The following is an 18,662-nucleotide window of genomic DNA, read 5'->3' as shown; positions in this document are numbered from 1 at the left end:
AACCCCCTGTCGCGCGCCAGCCGCCGGCACCAGCGCGAATTTCGATTCGGTTCGGTTCGTCAGAAGTTGCTCAGGAACCATTCCTTCATCCGCGAGAACACCTGCCCCGCGTTGCCGGACTGCACGGCGACCTTGCGGCCGCGCATGCGCTGGGCGCTGCCTTCGACGAGCAGCCCCATCGCCGTCGAGTAGCGCGGATTGCGCACGACGTCGGAAAGGCCGCCTGCATACTCCGGCGCGCCGATGCGCACCGGTTTCAGGAAAATGTCTTCGCCGAGCTCGACCATGCCGGGCATCATCGACGCGCCGCCGGTAATGACCACGCCGGAGCTCAGGAGTTCTTCGTAACCCGATTCGCGCACGACCTGCTGCACGAGCGAGAACAGTTCCTCGACGCGCGGCTCGATCACGGCCGCGAGCGCCTGGCGCGACAGCGTGCGCGGGCCGCGTTCGCCGAGGCCCGGCACTTCCACCATTTCGTCCGGATCGGCGAGCGCCTGCTTCGCGATCCCGTAGCCGACCTTGATGTCTTCCGCATCCGGCGTCGGCGTGCGCAGCGCCATCGCGATGTCGCTCGTGATCTGGTCGCCGGCGATCGGAATCACCGCAGTGTGGCGAATCGCGCCTTCGGCGAAGATCGCGATGTCCGTCGTGCCGCCGCCGATGTCGACCAGCACCACGCCGAGGTCCTTCTCGTCTTCCGTCAGCACCGCCAGCGACGACGCGAGCGGCTGCAGGATCAGGTCGTTCACTTCCAGCCCGCAGCGGCGCACGCACTTGACGATGTTCTGCGCGGCGCTCACCGCGCCCGTCACGATGTGCACCTTCACTTCCAGCCGGATGCCGCTCATCCCGATCGGCTCGCGCACGTCTTCCTGGCCGTCGATGATGAATTCCTGCGTGAGGATGTGCAGCACCTGCTGGTCGGTCGGGATGTTGATCGCCTTCGCGGTCTCGATCACGCGCGCGACGTCCGTCTGCGTGACTTCCTTGTCCTTGATCGCGACCATCCCGCTCGAGTTGAAGCTGCGGATGTGGCTGCCGGCAATCCCCGTGAACACGTTGGTGATCTTGCAGTCGGCCATCAGCTCGGCTTCCTCGAGCGCTCGCTGGATCGACTGCACGGTGGCCTCGATGTTGACCACCACACCTTTCTTCAGACCCTTCGACTCGCTCTGGCCGAGACCGATCACCTCGTAGTGACCTTCGCCCTTCAGCTCGGCGACGATGGCCACCACCTTCGACGTGCCGATGTCGAGGGAAACCAGCAGATCCTTGTAGTCTTTGCTCATAAAGTGCTCTTGCGTGTGATCTCTCGTTACTTCTTGCGCTTGTCGGTATCGGTCAGGAACCGCATGCCTGCCGCGCGAATCGCGAATCCGTTCGGATAGCGCAGGTCCGCGTACTCGATGTCGTTGCCCCAGCGCTCCGTGACCGCCGGCCAGGCGGCGACCAGGCGCTGGCTCCGGTCATGCAGCGACTCGCTGTTGCGTTCCTTGCCCAGCTCGACCTGCATGCCGTTCGACAGCTTCACCGTCCACGCGTACCGCGCCGACAGCGTCACTTCTTCCGGCGCCGCCTTCAGCGGCGCAAACCATTTCCCGAAGTCGCGATACCGCGTGACGACTTCCTTCGCACTGCCCTCCGGGCCGTCGAACGCCGGCAGTTCCTGCTCCAGCTCGCCCTGGTTCGCGGTGAACAGCTCGCCGTCGACGCTCACGAGCTGGTCGCTGCCCCAGGTCCCGAGCGGTTTGTACTCCTCGAGCGTGACAGCAAGCGCATTCGGCCACACCCGGCGCACGCTCGCATGGCGCACCCAGGGCATCTGCTCGAACGCGGCGCGCGCGGCATCGAGATCGACCGTGAAGAAATTGCCCTTCAGCCGGCCGACCACGCCCGCGCGTACCGTCGGCGAATTGATGTGCTCGGTGTCGCCGTCGATCCGGATTTCCCGCAACGCGAACGTCGGGCGCTGGATCAGCCAGTAGCAACCGGCCGCCGCCAACACGAGCAGCAGCAGCGCGTACAGCGCGCTGGCGGCAAGGTTGAGTTGGCGAACGTTGTTCCACATACGTCGTTCCGTTCCTGCGTCAGTCGTTGAGCGTGAGCGACAGCACCTTCACGACCAGCTCCGAATAGCTGATGCCGACCGCACGCGCGGCCTTCGGCGGCAGCGAGTGGTCGGTCATGCCCGGCGCGGTGTTCACTTCCAGGAAGTACGCATTGCCATCGGCGTCGAGCATGAAGTCCGCGCGGCCCCAGTCGGTGCAGCCGAGCACGTCGAACGCACGCCGCGCGACGCGCTTGAGCTCCGCTTCCTTGTCGGCGGGCAACCCGCACGGGATCAGGTATTGCGTGTCGTTGGCGATGTACTTCGCGTGATAGTCGTAGAACTCGCCGGCCGGCACGATCTTGATCACCGGCAGGTCGAGATCGCCGGCGATGCATGCGGTGTATTCGCCGCCGCCCTCGATGCTCTTCTCGACGATCACGATCGGGTCGTGCTTCGCGGCTTCCGCGAGCGCAGCCGGCAGCGCATCGGCCGTCTTCACCTTCAGCACCGCGACGCTCGAGCCCTCGCTCGCCGGCTTCACGAACAGCGGCAGGCCGAGCTTTGCGACGATGTCCGTCGCGCGCGCCGCGAGGTCGTCGCCGCGCAGCACGGTCTCGAACGGCGGCGTCGGCACGCCCGTCTGCTGCCAGACGAGCTTCGTGCGGAACTTGTCGAGGCCGAGCGCCGACCCGAGCACGCCGCTGCCTGTGTAACGGATCCCATAGAAATCGAGCGCGCCCTGGATCTGGCCGTTCTCGCCGTAACCGCCGTGCAGCGCGTTGAACGCACGTACGAACCCTTCGTCCTTCAGCGCCGCCAGCGGGCGCTCGGCCGGGTCGAACAGGTGCGCGTCGATGCCCGCGTCGCGCAGGCCCTGCAGCACGAGCTGGCCGGACGTGAGCGAAACCTCGCGCTCCGAGGACTCGCCGCCGAACAACACCGCCACCTTGCCGAAACGTTTCGGATCAATCCCGCTCATGTCATGCCTTCTGTTGAGTGTGCGGCGCGACCTTCGCCGGCACGCCGCCGATCGAACCCGCGCCCATCGTGATCACCACGTCGCCGTTCTGCGCGACCTTCGCCAATGCGTCCGGCACGTCGTCGACCGTCGCGACGAACACCGGGTCAACCTTTCCTGCCGCGCGCAGCGCGCGCGACAGCGCTTCGCCGTTGGCGGTCGAGATCGCGGCCTCGCCGGCCGCATAGACTTCCGTCAGCACCAGCGCATCGACCGTCGACAGCACGTTGACGAAATCGTCGAAGCAATCGCGCGTGCGCGTGTAGCGGTGCGGCTGGAACGCCAGCACGAGGCGACGCCCCGGGAACGCGCCGCGCGCGGCCGCGATCGTCGCGGCCATCTCGACCGGGTGATGCCCGTAGTCGTCGATCAGCGTGTACTGGCCGCCGTCCGCGGTCGGCACCTCGCCGTAGCGCTGGAAGCGCCGGCCGACGCCGTTGAATTCGGCCAGCGCCTGCTGGATCGCGTCATCCGTCACGCCGAGGTCGGTCGCGATCGCGATCGCCGCGAGCGCGTTCTGCACGTTGTGCAGGCCCGGCATGTTCAGTACGACCGCAAGCGGCGCGCGACCTTCGCGGATCACCGTGAAGTGCATGCGGCCATCGCGCGCGTCGATGTCTTCCGCGCGCACCTGTGCGTCCGGCGACAGCCCGTAGCGCACGACCGGCTTCGAGATGAACGGGATGATCTGCCGCACGTTCGGATCGTCGACGCACACGACCGCGCTGCCGTAGAACGGCAGGCGCTGCGTGAATTCGATGAACGCCTGCTTGAGCCGCGCGAAATCGTGGCCGTAGGTGTCCATGTGGTCGGCATCGATGTTCGTGATGACTTCGATCACCGGATACAGGTTCAGGAACGACGCGTCCGACTCGTCGGCCTCGGCGACGATGAAATCGCCCGTGCCGAGCCGCGCGTTCGCCCCGGCGCTGATCAGCCGCCCGCCGATCACGAAGGTCGGGTCGAGCCCGCCAGCCGCGAGCACGCTCGCGACGAGGCTCGTCGTGGTGGTCTTGCCGTGCGTGCCGGCGATCGCGATCCCCTGCTTCAGGCGCATCAATTCCGCCAGCATCACCGCACGCTGCACGATCGGCACGCGCTTCGCGCGCGCGGCCAGCACTTCCGGGTTGTCCGAGCGCACGGCCGTCGATACGACGACCGCGTTCGCGCCCTCGATGTTCGCCGCGTCGTGGCCGATCGCGATCCGTGCGCCGAGCGCCTGGAGACGATCGGTCACCACGTTGCGCGAGAGATCCGAACCGCTGACCTCGTAGCCGAGATTGACGAGCACTTCGGCGATGCCGCTCATGCCCGCGCCGCCGATCCCGACGAAATGAATGTGTTTGACGATGTGTTTCATTGCAATTTTTCCAGGTTCGCGCCGGCCGCCTTCGCGCACACGCGCGCGACTTCGTCGGTGGCCTCGGGCTTCGCCAGCGAGCGCGAACGTTCCGCCATGTCCGCGAGCGATGCCCGCGACTGGCCGCGCAGCCAGTCGGCGAGCAGTTCCGCCGACAGGTCGCGTTGTTGCACCAGCACGGCCGCGCCCGCATCGGCGAGGAACGCGGCGTTGCTCGTCTGGTGATCGTCGACCGCGTACGGGAACGGCACGAACAGCGCCGCCACGCCCACCGCCGCGATCTCCGACACCGTCATCGCACCCGACCGGCAGATCACCAGATCCGCCGCCGCATACGCGGCCGCCATGTCGTCGATGAACGGCACGAGCCGCACGTCTTCGCCGGCCGCGAAACCGGCCGCTTCGTAATTCGCCTTCAGCGCGTCGATGTGCTTCGCGCCGGCCTGATGCACGATGCGCGGGCGTTCACCCGGCGTCAGCATCGCCAGCGCGCGCGGCACGACTTCGTTCAGCGCCGCCGCACCGAGACTGCCGCCGACGACCAGCACGTTCAGCGGGCCGCTGCGCGATGCGTAGCGTGCTTTGGGCGCTTCCGTGCCGGCAAGTTCCGCGCGAATCGGGTTACCCGTCCATTCCGCGTGCGGCAGCGCGCCGGGGAACGCGACGAGCACGCGTTTCGCGAATTTCGCGAGCACCTTGTTCGTCAGGCCCGCGATCGAATTCTGTTCATGCAGCACGAGCGGACGCCCCGACAGCGCCGTCATCACGCCCGCCGGGAACGTGATGTAGCCGCCCATCCCGAGCACGACGTCGGGGCGCACGCGGCGCAGCGCGGCGAGGCTCTGCCCGCATGCGCGCAGCAGGTTGAACGGCAGCGTCAGCTTGGTCTTCAGGCCCTTGCCGCGCAGCCCGCCGAACCGCACGTATTCCATCGGAATGCCGTGCTTCGGCACGAGCGTCGCTTCCATCCCGGCCGGATTGCCGAGCCACACGACGCGCCAGCCCGCCGCCTCCATCCGGTGCGCGACCGCGAGCCCCGGGAACACGTGGCCCCCGGTGCCGCCTGCCATCACCATCAGCGTGCGTTGCGACGCGGTCATACCTTCCCTCCGCGCATCAGCACCCGGTTTTCATAGTCGACCCGCAGCAGCACCGCGAGCGCGACGCAGTTCAGCAGAATGCCGGAGCCGCCGTAGCTCACGAGCGGCAGCGTCAGGCCCTTGGTCGGCAGCAGCCCGAGGTTCACGCCCATGTTGATGAAGGTCTGTGCGCCGAACCAGATGCCGATGCCCTTCGCCATCAAGCCCGCGAACGTGCGGTCGAGCGCGAGTGCCTGGCGGCCGATCTCGAACGCGCGGCGCACGATCCAGTAGAACAGCAGGATCACGACCAGCACGCCGACGAACCCGAGTTCCTCGCCGATCACCGCGAGGATGAAGTCGGTATGCGCTTCCGGCAGGTAGTTCAGCTTCTCGACGCTGCCGCCGAGGCCGACACCGAACCACTCGCCGCGTCCGAACGCGATCAGCGAGTGCGTGAGCTGGTATGCCTTGCCCTGCGCGTAACGCTCGTCCCACGGATCGAGGTACGCGAAGATCCGCTCGCGACGCCACGGCGACAGCCACACGAGCATCGTGAAGGTGCCGACCGCCGTCGCGACGAGGCCGCCGAACAGCTTGCCGTTCACGCCGCCGAGGAACAGCACGCCCATCGCGATCGCCGCGACGACCATGAACGCACCCATGTCCGGCTCGAGCAGCAGCAGCGCACCGACCAGGCCGACCGCGAACGCCATCGGCAGGAAGCCCTTCGCGAAGCTCTGCATGTATTCCTGCTTGCGCACCGTGTAGTTCGCCGCATAGATCGTCACCGCGAGCTTCATGATTTCCGACGGCTGCATGTTCGTGATGCCGAGCGGAATCCAGCGGCGCGCCCCGTTCACGCCCTTGCCGACGTGCGGGATCAGCACGATCACGAGGCCGACCAGCGCGATTAGGAAAAGATGCGGCGCGTATTTGTCCCACGTCGACACCGGCACCCGGAACGCGATCACCGCCGCGATGAACGCGACGACGAGCGACACGCAGTGGCGCACCAGGAACGCGTAATCGTGATACGACGCGTATTTCGGCGAATCGGGCATCGCGATCGAGGCCGAGTACACCATCACGACGCCCAGCCCGAGCAGCGCGATCGCGACCCACAGCAGCGAGTAGTCGAAGTCGAGCATCCGCGAACGGCTCGGGCGCACGCCGTTGACGACGCTCGCGAGGCCGCCGGTCGCGGCGCGCGTGGCCGACGCGACGCGGCCGCCCGCGGCATTGCCACCGGTGTCGCGCCGATCGTTGAAACGGGAGACGAGGCGATCGGACCAGCTCATGGCGTCGCTCCTTTGTCGATGGCGATTTCGTCGACCGCCGCGCGGAACACATCCGCGCGGTGGGCGTAGTTCCTGAACATGTCGAGGCTCGCGCATGCGGGCGACAGCAGCACCGCATCGCCCGGCTCGGCGAGGTCGGCCGCCGCGTGCACCGCACCTTCGAGCGTCGCGTGGTCGGCGAGCGGTACGCCCGTTTCGGCGAGCGTGTCGCGGATCGCCGGCGCGTCACGGCCGATCAGCATCACCGCGCGGCACCAGCGCGCGACCGGCGCGACCAGCGGCGCGAAGTCCTGGCCCTTGCCGTCCCCGCCCGCGATCAGCACGATCTTCTGGGCGAGCCCGTCGAGCGCGGCAACCGTCGCGCCGACGTTCGTGCCCTTGCTGTCGTCGACGTAGTCCACGTCGTCGATCGTCGCGATCACTTCGACGCGATGCGCTTCGCCGCGGTACTCGCGCAGCGCGTGCAGCAGCGGCGCGGCCGGCAGGTCGATCGCGCGTGCGAGCGCGAACGCGGCCAGCGCGTTCGCCGCGTTGTGCAGCCCGCGGATACGCAGTGCGTCGGCCGGCATCAGGCGCTTCTGCGCGATGTCGGGCGTGTGCGCGGCATCGCGCTTGCGCCGGCGGCTCGTCGTCGCCGCTTCGTCCGGTGCATCGCGATCGACGGCTTCCACCAGCCACGCGATGCCGTTGTCGCGCGACAGCCCGTAGTCGCCGTCCTGCACCGGTTCGTTCAGGCCGAACGTGACCGTACGCGGCGCGTCGGCCGCACCGGCTGCCGGCGCGAACTTCATCACGGCCGCATCGTCGCGGTTCAGCACGCGCGTCGTCGTCGCGCCGAAGATCCGGCCCTTGGCCTGCGCGTACGCGTCGAAGCTGCCGTGCCAGTCGAGGTGGTCCTGCGTGATGTTCAGGATCGCGGCCGCGTCGGGCGCGAACGTGCGCGCGGTCTCGAGCTGGAAGCTCGACAGTTCGAGCACCCACACGTCCGGCAGCGCGGTTTCGTCGATCGCGCCGGCGAGCCGGTCGAGCATCGCCGGGCTGATGTTGCCCGCGATCGCGACCTTCTTGCCCGCGCGCTGGCACAGCAGGCCCGTGAGGCTCGTCGTCGTGGTCTTGCCGTTGGTGCCGGTGATCGCGAGCACCTTCGGCTGGTAGCCGCTCGTGCCGAGCGCACGCAGCGCCTGCGCGAAGAATTCCAGCTCGCCCCACACCGCGACGCCGCGCTCGTTCGCGGCCGCGACCAGCGCCGCGAGCGCCGATTCGAGCGGTGACAGGCCGGGGCTCAGCCCGACGATCTCGACGCCGCCGTCGAGCAGCGCGGGCGTAAACGCCCCGCCGACGAATTCCGCATCGATGCCTTCGGCCTGCAGCGCGGCAAGGTTCGGCGGCGCCTCGCGGGTATCGGCAATGCGCAGCCGGCACCCGTGCCTCGCGCACCATCGCGCGATCGCGAGACCCGATTCCCCGAGCCCCAGTACGAGCACCATCGGCCGTTGCCGATCTCCAAACATCTCGCCAGACATCCTTGTTACCTTTCCTTTACCGCAGCTTGAGGGTGGTCAGACCGAACAGGCACAGCATCAGCGTGATGATCCAGAAACGCACGACCACCTGCGTTTCCTTCCAGCCGGACAATTCGAAATGGTGATGCAGCGGCGCCATCTTCAGCAGGCGGCGCCCTTCGCCGTAGCGCTTTTTCGTGTACTTGAACCACGACACCTGGAGCATCACCGACAGCGTTTCCGCGACGAAGATGCCGCCCATGATGAACAGCACGATTTCCTGGCGCACGATCACCGCGACCGTGCCGAGCGCGCCGCCGAGCGCCAGCGCGCCGACGTCGCCCATGAACACCTGCGCGGGGTGCGTGTTGTACCAGAGGAACGCGAGCCCTGCCCCGCCCATCGCGGAACAGAAGATCAGCAGTTCGCCCGCGCCCGGGATATGCGGGAACAACAGGTATTTTGAATAGACCGCGCTGCCCATCACGTACGCGAACACACCCAGCGACGCGCCGACCAGCACGACCGGCATGATCACGAGGCCGTCGAGGCCGTCGGTCAGGTTCACCGCGTTGCTCGCACCGACGATCACGAAATACGTCAGCACGATGAAGCCCCACACGCCGAGCGGATAGCTGATCGACTTCAGGAACGGCAGCATCAGGTCGGCGCGTGCCGGCAGCCCCATCGACAGGCCGCTCCTCACCCACGCCATGAACAGGTCGAACACGCGCACGTTGTTCGCCTCTGACACGCTGAAGGCGAGGTAGACGGCCGCGAACAGCCCGATCACCGATTGCCAGAAATACTTTTCGCGCGACGACATCCCGCGCGGATCCTTGTGGACGACCTTGCGGTAATCGTCGACCCAGCCGATCACGCCGAACCCGAACGTGACGAGCATCACGATCCAGATGAAACGGTTCGTCAGGTCGCCCCACAGCAGCGTCGCGACCGCGATGCCGATCAGGATCAGCACGCCGCCCATCGTCGGGGTGCCGGACTTGACGAGGTGGGTCTGCGGGCCGTCCTTGCGCACGGCCTGACCGACCTTCATTTGCGTCAGCTTGCGGATCACCCACGGTCCGCACACGAGCCCGATCCCGAGCGCGGTGATGGTGGCCATCACCGCGCGGAACGTGAGGTACGTGAACAAGCGCAAAAAGCTTGCGTCTCCTTGCAGCCATTGCGCCAGCGCCAGCAGCATGCTTCCTTCCTTCTACTCAGTGTGCAGCGGGCGCCGTGCCCGCCGCGGGTTGGTTCGTCAGCGCGTCGACCACGCGCTCCATCTTCATGTACCGCGAGCCCTTCACGAGCAGCGTCGCCTGCGCGCCGTACCCGGCCGCGAGCAGCGCCGCCACGAGCGCGCCGACGTCGTCGAAGTGGCGTGCCGTGTCGCCGTACGCCGTGCACGCATCTCGCGATGCGTCGCCGAGCGCGAACAGCGCGTCGATCCCGCGCTCGCGCGCGTATGCACCGACCTCGCGATGAAAAGCCGGCCCTTCGTCGCCGACCTCGCCCATGTCGCCGATCACCAGCACGCGCGGCGCCGGTTGCGTGGCGAGCACGTCGATCGCGGCACGCATCGAATCGGGATTCGCGTTGTACGTATCGTCGACGACCGTCGCACCCGCGAGGCTGCCCGCGATCGCCGGCTTCACCTGCAGCCGGCCCTTGACCGGCTCGAACGATTCGAGACCCTGCTTGATCGCCGACAGCGCGACGCCGGCACCCAGCGCCGCGGCCGTGGCGGCCAGCGCGTTGCGCGCGTTGTGCTCGCCGAGCGCGCGCAGCCGCACCGTGACGGCGCCTGCGGGCGTGTCGATCGCGAGTTCGCCGCCGTGAAGGCTGCCCGTGACCTGCGCGTCGTTCTGCCGTTCGGCGTCGTGCAGCGCGAAATCGAGGATCCGGTTGCCGGTCGCCGCGACGCGCCAGATGCCCGCATACGCGTCGTCGGCCGGGAATACCGCAACGCCGTCCGGCGGAAGTGCGTGAATCACGGCCGCGTGTTCGAGCGCGACGGCTTCGACCGTCGCCATGAACTCCTGGTGCTCGCGCTGCGCGTTGTTGACGAGCGCGACCGTCGGCGCCGTGAGGCGCGCGAGGACTTCGGTCTCGCCCGGATGGTTCATCCCGATCTCGATCACCGCGAGACGATGTGCGGCCGACAGGCGCAGCAGCGTCAGCGGCAAGCCGACGTCGTTGTTCAGGTTGCCGGCCGTCGCGAGCCGCGCGTCGGCGCCGACCGCCGCCGCGAAGATCGACGCGATCATTTCCTTGACGGTCGTCTTGCCGTTGCTGCCCGTCACCGCAACGAGCGGCAGCGCGAATCGTTTGCGCCAGCCATGTGCCAGCGCGCCGAGCGCGGCACGTGTTTCGCCGCCTTCGATCGCCGGCATCGTGACGCCCGCCGGCACGTGCGCGACGAGCGCCGCCGCCGCACCGCGCGCAGCGACATCGCCCAGGAAATCGTGCGCGTCGAAGCGCTCGCCTTTCAGTGCGACGAACAGGTCGCCGGGGCCGACGGTGCGGCTGTCCGTCGACACGCGGTCGAACGTGACGCCCGCATCGCCGTGGACGGTTGCGCCGGGAATCAGGCGAGCGGCTTCGCCGAGACTGAGCATCGTCATTCGGCGCCTCCCTTGCCATGCGTTGCGCGCGCTGCCAGCGCGAGCCGCGCGTGATCCTGGTCGGAGAACGTACGCTTCTTGCCCATGATTTCCTGCGTGGCCTCGTGGCCCTTGCCGGCCAGCACGACGACATCCTCGCGTGCGGCGCCGCGCACGGCCTGCAGGATCGCGCTCGCGCGATCCTCGATACGGCGTGCGTGGTCGGCCGCGGTCATGCCCGCGACGATCTGGTCGATGATGCGCTGCGGATCCTCGCTGCGCGGGTTGTCGCTCGTGACGACGGTTTCATCGGCAAGCCGCTCCGCGATCGCGCCCATCAGCGGGCGCTTCGTCGCATCGCGATCGCCGCCGCAGCCGAACATGCAGACGAGCCGGCCGCCGCGCGCCGTAGCGATCGGGCGCAGCGCGTCGAGCGTCTTTTCGAGCGCGTCGGGCGTGTGTGCGTAGTCGATCACGACGAGCGGTTCGTCGTTCTGCAGCCGGCCGCCGAGCCGCTGCATCCGTCCGTTGACGGACTCGAGCCGCGCGATCTCGGCGAGCGCCGCGTCGAACGGCAGGTCGGCCGCGAGCAGCGAGCCGAGCACCGCGAGCAGGTTGCTGACGTTGAAGGTGCCGAGCGTGCCGACCTCGACGTCCGCTTCACCCCACGACGAACGCAGGTGGAACGCCGTGCCGGTCGCGGTGGCGCGCACGTCATGCGCGCTCAGCTCGCGATCCGCGCCCGCCGCCGGCGCATCGCCGATTCCGTATGCGATCGTGCGCACTTGGCCGGACAGGCTCGCGAGCAGACGGCTGCCGGCCGCGTCGTCGCGGTTGACGACTGCCGCGCGCAGGCCGCGCCACGCGAACAGCTTCGCCTTCGCGGCCTCGTACGCATCGAACGTGCCGTGATAGTCGAGGTGATCCTGCGTGAGGTTCGTAAACACCGCGATGTCGAAACCCGTGCCGTTCACGCGCCCCTGGTGCAGCGCGTGCGACGACACTTCCATCGCCACGGCCTTCGCGCCCGCGTCGCGCAACTGCGCGAGACTGCGCTGCAGTTGCGGCGCGTCGGGCGTCGTGAACCCCGTCGGCACGAGCTGGCCGGGCATCCCGGTGCCGAGCGTGCCGATCACCGCGCACGGCTGGTGCAGCGCCGTCAGCGCGGCGGCGATCCATTGCGTGCACGAAGTTTTGCCGTTCGTGCCGGTCACGCCGACCGCAAGCAGGCTGTCGCTCGGATCGCCGTACCAGCCGCTGGCGATCTCGCCGGCGAGCTGGTCGAGCGCCGGCACGGCCAGTGCAACGGGCACCGCCGGTGCCGCGGCCAGCCCTTCCGGCTGATACAGTACGGCGGCCGCACCGCGCGCGACGGCATCGACAATGAAAGCGCGGTTATCGGCCCCGTCGACCGCATAGGCAAAAAACACGTCGCCGGCCTTGAGGCTGCGCGTGTCGGCATGCAGTTGCGCCGTGGGGGCCACATGCTGATGCAGCCACGCAAGCGCGGCTGCGATCTGCTGATGCGCCGGATGGGAACTGCGAGCGGCGCTCATCGAACAACTCCTGGTGAATTACGCGTCGTGCTGGACACGATCATATGCTTCGCACCGCCACCCGCGGCGAGCTTTTGCGGCCCCGCTGCGGAAGGGGCTGCCGGCGAATCGTCAGACACGACGAGCTGCTTGATCGGCATGTTCGGCGGCACGTTCAGCGCACGCATCGTATCGCCGGCGATCGCCGAGAATACGGGGCCGGACACCTGGCCGCCGAAGTGGCTGCCGGCGGTCGGCTCGTCGACCGACACCGCGACGACGATGCGCGGATTCGGCATCGGCGCCATCCCGACGAACGACGCGCGGTACTTGCGCGTGTAGCCGTGCCCCTCATGCTTGTACGCGGTACCGCTCTTGCCGCCGACGCGATAGCCCGGCACGGCCGCATCGGGCGACGTGCCGCCCGGCGCGACCACCGTTTCGAGCATCGCGCGCACTTCGCGCGCGGTGGTCGGGTTGAACACCTGCGTACCCGCGACCGGCTGATTGGGGTCGGTCTTGAAAATGGTCACGGGCATCAGCTCGCCGTCATGCGCGATCGCCGTGTACGCGCGCGCGAGCTGGAACAGCGACACCGACAGGCCGTAGCCGTACGACATCGTCGCCTGCTCGATGCGACGCCAGCTCTTCCACGGACGCAGGCGGCCGGCCACCGCGCCCGGGAACCCGACCTTCGGTGCCTGGCCGAGGCCGATGCTCGTATACATATTCCACATTTCCTCGGGCCGCATCGTCATCGCGATCTTGGTCGCGCCGATGTTGCTCGACTTCTGGATCACGCCGCCGACCGTCAGCGTGCCGAAACCCGCGTCGTCGGTGATCGGTGCGCCGTCGAGCACGAAATGCCCGTTGCCCGTCTCGACGAGCGTGTTCGGCGTCACGCGGTGCAGGTCGAGCGCGAGCGACACCGTAAACGGCTTCATGATCGAGCCCGGCTCGAACACGTCGGTCATGATCCGGTTGCGCAACTGCTCGCCCGTCATGCGCGAGCGGTCGTTCGGGTTGTAGGTCGGGTAGTTGACGAGCGCGAGCACCTCGCCGGTGCGCACGTCGACGACCATCGCCGCGCCGGCCTTCGCCTTGAACTTCTCGACGGCGGCCTTCAGGTTCGCGTACGCGATGTACTGGATCTTGCTGTCGATCGACAGGTCGACGTCGGTGCCGTTGTGCGGCGGGATCTGCTCGGCGACGTCCTCGACGATATGCCCCAGCCGGTCCTTGATCACGCGACGCACGCCCGACGTGCCGGACAGCATCTTCTGGTCGCCGAGCTCGACGCCCTCCTGCCCTTCGTCCTCGACGTTCGTGAAGCCGATCAGGTGAGCGGTGATCTCGCCTTCCGGATAGAAGCGCTTGTATTCGTTGCGCTGATAGATACCGGGAATGTCGAGCGCGGCAACCTTGTCCGCGACGTCGATCGGCACCTGGCGCTTCACGTAGACGAAACCCTTGTCTTCGGACAGCTTCACGCGCAGTTCCTTCGACGTCATGCCGAGGAGCTTGCCGAGCTGGTTGACCTTGTCGGCGTCGAGATCGTCCGGCACCGCGTCGGGAATCGCCCAGATCGCGCGCACGGGCAGGCTCGTCGCGAGTACGAGCCCGTTACGGTCGAGGATCTTGCCGCGCGTCGCCGGCAGCTCGAGCGTGCGCTGGTAGCGGCTTTCGCCCTGCTTCTGGTAGAACGCGTTGCCGGGCCCCTGGATCCAGAACGCGCGCGCGGCCAGCGCGACGAACGCCATGAACAGCAGGAACACGACGAGCTTCGAGCGCCACATCGGCAGATGCACGCCCAGCACCGGGCTCGACGAGAACTTCACGTTCTGGCGCTTCTGGGACGGCTTCATCGCGCGCCTCCCTTGCCCTTGCCGGCCATGTCCGCCGAAGCCGGGATCGGCGCATCGATCGCCTTCGCCGCGCCCGGCGGCAGCGTCAGGTATTGCGTGCGGCCGGTCGAGATCGGCTGCATCTTCAGCGAATCGTTCGCAAGCTGCTCGATGCGCGACGTCTTCGACAGCGCGCTCTGCTGATATTGAAGCTGCGCGTAGTCCTGCTGGAGCTGACGCTCCTGCGACTGCGCACGCTGCAGCTGGATGAAGATCTGGCGCTGCTGGTTCGTCGAATTGACGACCGACAGCGCGCAGCCCATCACGATGATCAGCAGGAAGATATTGAAGCGGCTCATGGCGTGACGCGCTCCGCAATGCGCATCACGGCCGAGCGGGCGCGCGGGTTCGCGGCGACTTCCGCTTCACTCGGAAACTGGCGGCTGATGATCCTGAGCGGCGGGCTCGGGAGGTCGACGGCGCGGATCGGCAGGCGACGATCGACCGCAGGCGCACTCGCGTGCGCCTGCATGAATCGCTTGACGATCCGGTCCTCGAGTGAATGAAAGCTGATGACCACCAGCCGCCCCCCTTGCTCCAGCAACGACAGTGCCGCGTCTAGTACGACTTGCAGGTCCGCAAGCTCTTGATTGACGTGAATCCGTATAGCCTGAAAGGTGCGGGTTGCCGGATCCTTGCCCTTCTCACGGGTTTTGACGACGTGACCCACGATTTGGGCAAGCTCGCCCGTGGTGTCGAGAGGCCCAAGACGGTCGGACTCTGCCCGGCGAGCAACAAGCGCCTTTGCAATCTGAAAAGCAAACCGTTCTTCCCCATAATCCCGTATCACCTCCGTCAATTCCTGCACCGAAGCCCGTGCGAGCCATTCGGCCGCCGACTCGCCGCGCGTCGGATCCATCCGCATGTCCAGCGGACCATCGGCGCGGAAGCTGAAGCCGCGCGCCGGATCGTCCACCTGCGGCGAGGACACGCCCAGGTCAAGCAACACACCCGACACCTTCTCGACGCCGCGCGCCGCAAGCGCGTCGCGCATCGATGCAAAGCTGTCATGCACGATCGAGAAACGCGCATCCTCGATGCCCTGCGCCGTCTCGATCGCTCGCGGATCCTTGTCGAACGCGATCAGCCGCCCGGCCGGCGCCAGCCGCGCGAGCACCGCGCGGCTATGACCGCCGCGCCCGAACGTGCCGTCGACATAAACGCCGTCCGGCCGCGTCACGAGCGATTCGACCGCTTCATCCAACAGCACCGTCCGATGCCGCAATTCGTTTCCCATCGCGGGCGTCTCCGTCACCGCAATCAGAACGTGAAATTCTTCAGCGCGTCGGGCATGCCCTGCGCCATCGCCGCCTGCTCCTTCGCGTTGTAGGTCTGCGAATCCCACAGCTCGAAGTGACTACCCATTCCCAACAACATGACTTCCTTTTCCAGTCCGGCTGCCATGCGCAGCTCGGGCGATACAAGAATCCGGCCGGCGCTGTCGAGATCGACGTCCATCGCATTGCCGAGAAAAATGCGCCGCCACCAGTGCGCGTCCATCGGCAGCGCGGCGATCTTGGCGCGGAACACTTCCCATTCGGGGCGCGGAAACAGCAACAGGCAGCCGTCCGGGTGCTTGGTCACAGTCACCCGTCCTTCTGCCTGTCCTTGCAGCGCTTCGCGATAGCGAGCCGGCACCGACATCCGCCCTTTCGCATCGAGCGTCAGCGCCGACGCCCCTTGGAACACTTTCCGCTCTCCCGTTCAGGGCACCGAAGCACCCGCTCAATGCTGAGAATTTAGCCGGAATAGCCCGCCAAATCACACAAAAATACACTTTCTCACACTGTCTCCCACTTTAGAGGAAGGGTGTGGCACGGTCAAGGGAGCGGCCCGCTTTTTTGACGAATTTTGTTAGTTAGAACAAGGACTTACGCGAACATGCTCATGCGACCCCTCATTCTAAAAACCGTTATAAATGAATGAGCTAGTGCAACTTGTGAAGGTGATACGTGAGAAAGACGGGCCAGACGGGTGTGCGGACGGGGCTTTCGGGGGCGGGAAAACGAGGAATAAACGGGCGGTATCGGAAGGCTCGATCGGGGGACGGCAGACCGCTCCGCCCCCGTGGATTTCGTCACAGATAGTACGCAGTGCTCGTCATGACTTTCGACGCGGCGCGCATCAGCATTCGTGCGGGCAGCGGCAGTTCGATCCCGCCTGCGTCGGCGGCGGCCTTGCCGTGCTTCACCTCGTCGATCCGCATCTGGTCGACGATCGCGCGCGACGCGGTATCGGCCGCCGGCAGCGTCGACAGGTGACCTTCGAGATGGCTCTCGACCTGCCGTTCGGTCTCGGCCATGAAGCCGAGGCTGACCTTGTCGCCGAGCGCGCCGGCAGCCATGCCGATCGCGAGCGAACCCGCATACCAGAGCGGGTTCAGCAGGCTCGGGCGCGAGTCGAGTTCTTTCAGGCGGTGCGCGGTCCATGCGAGGTGATCCTCCTCCTCGCGCGCGGCTTCCTCGAACATCGCCTTCGCGGATGCCGTGCGCGCGGTGAGTTTCTGCGCCTGGTACAGCGCCTGAGCGCATACCTCGCCGACGTGGTTGACGCGCATCAGCCCGGCGGCATGCGTACGCTCCGCGGGCGTCAGTTCGGCGGCGGGCGCCTCGGCCGGCGCGGGCACCGGCCGGCTCATCCGGCTAATGCCCGTCAGCGACCGCAGGCCGCGATCGAATTCGCTGATCAGTTCATCAAACACCATCCTGTTCTCCTGGCTGCTAGTGCTTGCGTTTCCGCACCCGGCGAAAGCGCGTGTCCGCTGCGTAACCGACTTGATTATTCAGCGGAAATTGCGGTTAACCCGTGATTTTAACCATTGTTGCATAAAGGAAACATGGCGACCCCGGACCAGGGCATCTTGCTTTGTTGCAAAAAGTCCTTTTGCTACATTACGTGCGACTTCTTGCGAAGTTGAAGCGGGGATCGTCTGCAGAACATAACTATCCGCCCCGCCAGAAAAATTCAGTGATTTTTGGAGATCCGTTAATGAAAAAGTCGCTTCTCGCGCTCGTCGCGCTGGGCGCGTTCGCTGGCGCTGCCCATGCGCAAAGCAGCGTGACGCTTTACGGCATCATCGATGAAGGCCTGCTCTTCAACAACAACGCAGGCGGCAAGCACCTGTACAGCATGGCCAGCGGCGTGATGCAAGGCAGCCGCTTCGGCCTGCGCGGCACCGAAGACCTCGGTGGCGGCCTGAAGGCGATCTTCACCCTCGAAAACGGTTTCGACGTGAACACCGGCGGCCTCAAGCAGGGCGGCCTCGAATTCGGCCGTCAGGCTTACGTCGGCCTGTCGAGCCAGTACGGTACGGTCACGCTGGGTCGTCAATACGACTCCGTCGTCGACTTCGTCGGCCCGCTCGAGGCAGGCGACCAGTGGGGCGGCTACATCGCCGCTCACCCGGGCGACCTCGACAACTTCAACAACGCCTATCGCGTGAACAACGCGGTCAAGTTCACGAGCCAGACCTATGGCGGCTTCTCGTTCGGCGGCCTGTACAGCTTCGGCGGTCAGGCAGGCCAGTTCTCGAAGAACCAGGTCTGGTCGCTCGGCGCCGGCTACAACAACGGCCCGCTGGTCCTGGGCGTCGGTTACTTGAACGCGCGTACGCCGAACCAGTTCGGCGGCATGTTCAACAACGGTTCGACCGCATCGACGACGATCGCATCGACGCCGATCTATGGTCCGTACGCAGCGACCGCCAACACGTACCAGGTCATCGGTGCGGGCGGCGCATACACGTTCGGCGCAGCAACGATCGGCGCGACGTACTCGAACACGAAGTTCAAGGGCTTCTCGGCAGGCCCGTTCGTGAACCAGACCGCGACGTTCAACAACGGCGAAATCAACTTCAAGTATCAGCTGACCCCGGCGCTGATTCTCGGCGCGGCGTACGACTATACGCAAGGCAGCAAGATCGACGGCAACTCGGCAGCCAAGTACCACCAAGGCTCGCTGGGCGTCGACTACTTCCTGTCGAAGCGCACCGACGTCTACGCGATCGGCGTGTACCAGCACGCATCGGGCAAGACCCTTGATCCGAAATCGAATCAGCCGGTCGATGCAACCGCGGCGATCAACGGCCTCGACCCGTCGTCCACCAAGAACCAGGTCGCGGCACGCGTCGGCATCCGTCACAAGTTCTAATCAGCTTGCCTGACAAGCCGCAGCATATTGAAGGCGCCTCCGGGCGCCTTTTTCTTTTTTCTGCAGCGAACTGTGGCGATCGGAAACGCGTGGGGGCAGCCTGAAAAAAAGAAAACCCAGCCGAAGCCGGGTTCTGTGGTTCGTTCGCCCCG

16 protein-coding genes are annotated in these 18,662 nt (G+C 66.6%); 1 reads left to right on the top strand and 15 read right to left on the bottom strand.

The window, feature by feature from the left end; all coding sequences use genetic code 11:
• Window positions 1-59: 59 nt before the first annotated feature.
• The 15 genes from ftsA to coq7 all read right to left on the bottom strand — a co-directional run bounded on the left by ftsA (window position 60) and on the right by coq7 (window position 17,065).
• Window positions 60-1,292, bottom strand: coding sequence for a cell division protein FtsA (gene ftsA, locus WT26_RS06055; RefSeq protein WP_006487138.1), 1,233 nt, complete (start codon window positions 1,290-1,292; stop codon window positions 60-62).
• A 26-nt stretch (window positions 1,293-1,318) separates the two neighbouring features.
• Window positions 1,319-2,071, bottom strand: a complete 753-nt coding sequence (locus WT26_RS06050) for a cell division protein FtsQ/DivIB (protein WP_011350842.1) — start codon at window positions 2,069-2,071, stop codon at window positions 1,319-1,321.
• Window positions 2,072-2,090: 19 nt separating this feature from the next.
• The gene (locus WT26_RS06045) at window positions 2,091-3,032 is read right to left on the bottom strand and encodes a D-alanine--D-alanine ligase (protein ID WP_059528589.1); all 942 of its coding nucleotides are present in this window, start codon (window positions 3,030-3,032) and stop codon (window positions 2,091-2,093) included.
• A gap of 1 nt (window position 3,033) precedes the next feature.
• Window positions 3,034-4,431: a UDP-N-acetylmuramate--L-alanine ligase gene (gene murC / locus WT26_RS06040; RefSeq protein WP_059528587.1), complete on the bottom strand. Its 1,398-nt coding sequence runs from the start codon at window positions 4,429-4,431 to the stop codon at window positions 3,034-3,036.
• On the bottom strand, window positions 4,428-5,531 hold the full coding sequence (gene murG, locus WT26_RS06035) for an undecaprenyldiphospho-muramoylpentapeptide beta-N-acetylglucosaminyltransferase (RefSeq protein WP_059528584.1): 1,104 nt from the start codon (window positions 5,529-5,531) through the stop codon (window positions 4,428-4,430). Before murG ends, murC begins: the two co-directional genes overlap by 4 nt.
• Window positions 5,528-6,811 carry a putative lipid II flippase FtsW gene (ftsW, locus tag WT26_RS06030; protein WP_069272376.1) on the bottom strand — a complete coding sequence of 428 codons (1,284 nt, stop codon included), beginning with the start codon at window positions 6,809-6,811 and terminating at the stop codon, window positions 5,528-5,530. The genes murG and ftsW overlap by 4 nt, the downstream gene beginning before the upstream one ends.
• Window positions 6,808-8,322, bottom strand: coding sequence for a UDP-N-acetylmuramoyl-L-alanine--D-glutamate ligase (gene murD, locus WT26_RS06025; RefSeq protein ID WP_069272375.1), 1,515 nt, complete (start codon window positions 8,320-8,322; stop codon window positions 6,808-6,810). Before murD ends, ftsW begins: the two co-directional genes overlap by 4 nt.
• Before the next feature lie 28 nt (window positions 8,323-8,350).
• Window positions 8,351-9,520, bottom strand: coding sequence for a phospho-N-acetylmuramoyl-pentapeptide-transferase (gene mraY / locus WT26_RS06020; protein WP_006477019.1), 1,170 nt, complete (start codon window positions 9,518-9,520; stop codon window positions 8,351-8,353).
• 16 nt (window positions 9,521-9,536) lie between these two features.
• The gene (locus WT26_RS06015; protein ID WP_069272374.1) at window positions 9,537-10,943 is read right to left on the bottom strand and encodes a UDP-N-acetylmuramoyl-tripeptide--D-alanyl-D-alanine ligase; all 1,407 of its coding nucleotides are present in this window, start codon (window positions 10,941-10,943) and stop codon (window positions 9,537-9,539) included.
• Window positions 10,940-12,478: a UDP-N-acetylmuramoyl-L-alanyl-D-glutamate--2,6-diaminopimelate ligase gene (locus tag WT26_RS06010; protein WP_069272373.1), complete on the bottom strand. Its 1,539-nt coding sequence runs from the start codon at window positions 12,476-12,478 to the stop codon at window positions 10,940-10,942. The genes WT26_RS06015 and WT26_RS06010 overlap by 4 nt, the downstream gene beginning before the upstream one ends.
• Window positions 12,475-14,322: a peptidoglycan D,D-transpeptidase FtsI family protein gene (locus WT26_RS06005; RefSeq protein WP_059664227.1), complete on the bottom strand. Its 1,848-nt coding sequence runs from the start codon at window positions 14,320-14,322 to the stop codon at window positions 12,475-12,477. Before WT26_RS06005 ends, WT26_RS06010 begins: the two co-directional genes overlap by 4 nt.
• On the bottom strand, window positions 14,319-14,660 hold the full coding sequence (gene ftsL / locus WT26_RS06000) for a cell division protein FtsL (RefSeq protein ID WP_069272372.1): 342 nt from the start codon (window positions 14,658-14,660) through the stop codon (window positions 14,319-14,321). The genes WT26_RS06005 and ftsL overlap by 4 nt, the downstream gene beginning before the upstream one ends.
• On the bottom strand, window positions 14,657-15,598 hold the full coding sequence (rsmH, locus tag WT26_RS05995) for a 16S rRNA (cytosine(1402)-N(4))-methyltransferase RsmH (protein ID WP_059529683.1): 942 nt from the start codon (window positions 15,596-15,598) through the stop codon (window positions 14,657-14,659). Before rsmH ends, ftsL begins: the two co-directional genes overlap by 4 nt.
• A 23-nt stretch (window positions 15,599-15,621) precedes the next feature.
• A complete protein-coding gene (gene mraZ, locus WT26_RS05990; protein ID WP_006487094.1) occupies window positions 15,622-16,050 on the bottom strand; it encodes a division/cell wall cluster transcriptional repressor MraZ in 429 nt (142 codons plus the stop codon).
• Window positions 16,051-16,438: 388 nt separating this feature from the next.
• Window positions 16,439-17,065, bottom strand: coding sequence for a 2-polyprenyl-3-methyl-6-methoxy-1,4-benzoquinone monooxygenase (coq7, locus tag WT26_RS05985; RefSeq protein WP_069272371.1), 627 nt, complete (start codon window positions 17,063-17,065; stop codon window positions 16,439-16,441).
• A gap of 284 nt (window positions 17,066-17,349) precedes the next feature.
• On the opposite strand from coq7, the gene WT26_RS05980 reads away from it, so the two are divergent.
• Entirely contained in the window at window positions 17,350-18,510 is a 1,161-nt protein-coding gene (locus WT26_RS05980; RefSeq protein WP_069272370.1) for a porin, read from the top strand.
• Window positions 18,511-18,662: the final 152 nt, after the last annotated feature.

Origin of the sequence: Burkholderia cepacia (assembly GCF_001718835.1) — a bacterium.
In the GTDB taxonomy this organism is placed as follows: domain Bacteria; phylum Pseudomonadota; class Gammaproteobacteria; order Burkholderiales; family Burkholderiaceae; genus Burkholderia; species Burkholderia cepacia_F.
This window is presented reverse-complemented; position numbering and strand designations above follow the sequence as displayed.

What these genes read in the sequence shown, in the direction of transcription:
- WT26_RS06050 (WP_011350842.1), bottom strand. Translation starts at nt 2,071, where the DNA reads ATGTGGAACAACGTTCGCCAACTCAACCTTGCCGCCAGCGCGCTGTAC.
- WT26_RS06005 (WP_059664227.1), bottom strand. Translation starts at nt 14,322, where the DNA reads ATGAAGCCGTCCCAGAAGCGCCAGAACGTGAAGTTCTCGTCGAGCCCG.
- ftsL (WP_069272372.1), bottom strand. Translation starts at nt 14,660, where the DNA reads ATGAGCCGCTTCAATATCTTCCTGCTGATCATCGTGATGGGCTGCGCG.
- ftsA (WP_006487138.1), bottom strand. Translation starts at nt 1,292, where the DNA reads ATGAGCAAAGACTACAAGGATCTGCTGGTTTCCCTCGACATCGGCACG.
- WT26_RS06045 (WP_059528589.1), bottom strand. Translation starts at nt 3,032, where the DNA reads ATGAGCGGGATTGATCCGAAACGTTTCGGCAAGGTGGCGGTGTTGTTC.
- murC (WP_059528587.1), bottom strand. Translation starts at nt 4,431, where the DNA reads ATGAAACACATCGTCAAACACATTCATTTCGTCGGGATCGGCGGCGCG.
- ftsW (WP_069272376.1), bottom strand. Translation starts at nt 6,811, where the DNA reads ATGAGCTGGTCCGATCGCCTCGTCTCCCGTTTCAACGATCGGCGCGAC.
- coq7 (WP_069272371.1), bottom strand. Translation starts at nt 17,065, where the DNA reads ATGGTGTTTGATGAACTGATCAGCGAATTCGATCGCGGCCTGCGGTCG.
- murG (WP_059528584.1), bottom strand. Translation starts at nt 5,531, where the DNA reads ATGACCGCGTCGCAACGCACGCTGATGGTGATGGCAGGCGGCACCGGG.
- WT26_RS05980 (WP_069272370.1), top strand. Translation starts at nt 17,350, where the DNA reads ATGAAAAAGTCGCTTCTCGCGCTCGTCGCGCTGGGCGCGTTCGCTGGC.
- mraY (WP_006477019.1), bottom strand. Translation starts at nt 9,520, where the DNA reads ATGCTGCTGGCGCTGGCGCAATGGCTGCAAGGAGACGCAAGCTTTTTG.
- rsmH (WP_059529683.1), bottom strand. Translation starts at nt 15,598, where the DNA reads ATGGGAAACGAATTGCGGCATCGGACGGTGCTGTTGGATGAAGCGGTC.
- murD (WP_069272375.1), bottom strand. Translation starts at nt 8,322, where the DNA reads ATGTTTGGAGATCGGCAACGGCCGATGGTGCTCGTACTGGGGCTCGGG.
- WT26_RS06015 (WP_069272374.1), bottom strand. Translation starts at nt 10,943, where the DNA reads ATGACGATGCTCAGTCTCGGCGAAGCCGCTCGCCTGATTCCCGGCGCA.
- WT26_RS06010 (WP_069272373.1), bottom strand. Translation starts at nt 12,478, where the DNA reads ATGAGCGCCGCTCGCAGTTCCCATCCGGCGCATCAGCAGATCGCAGCC.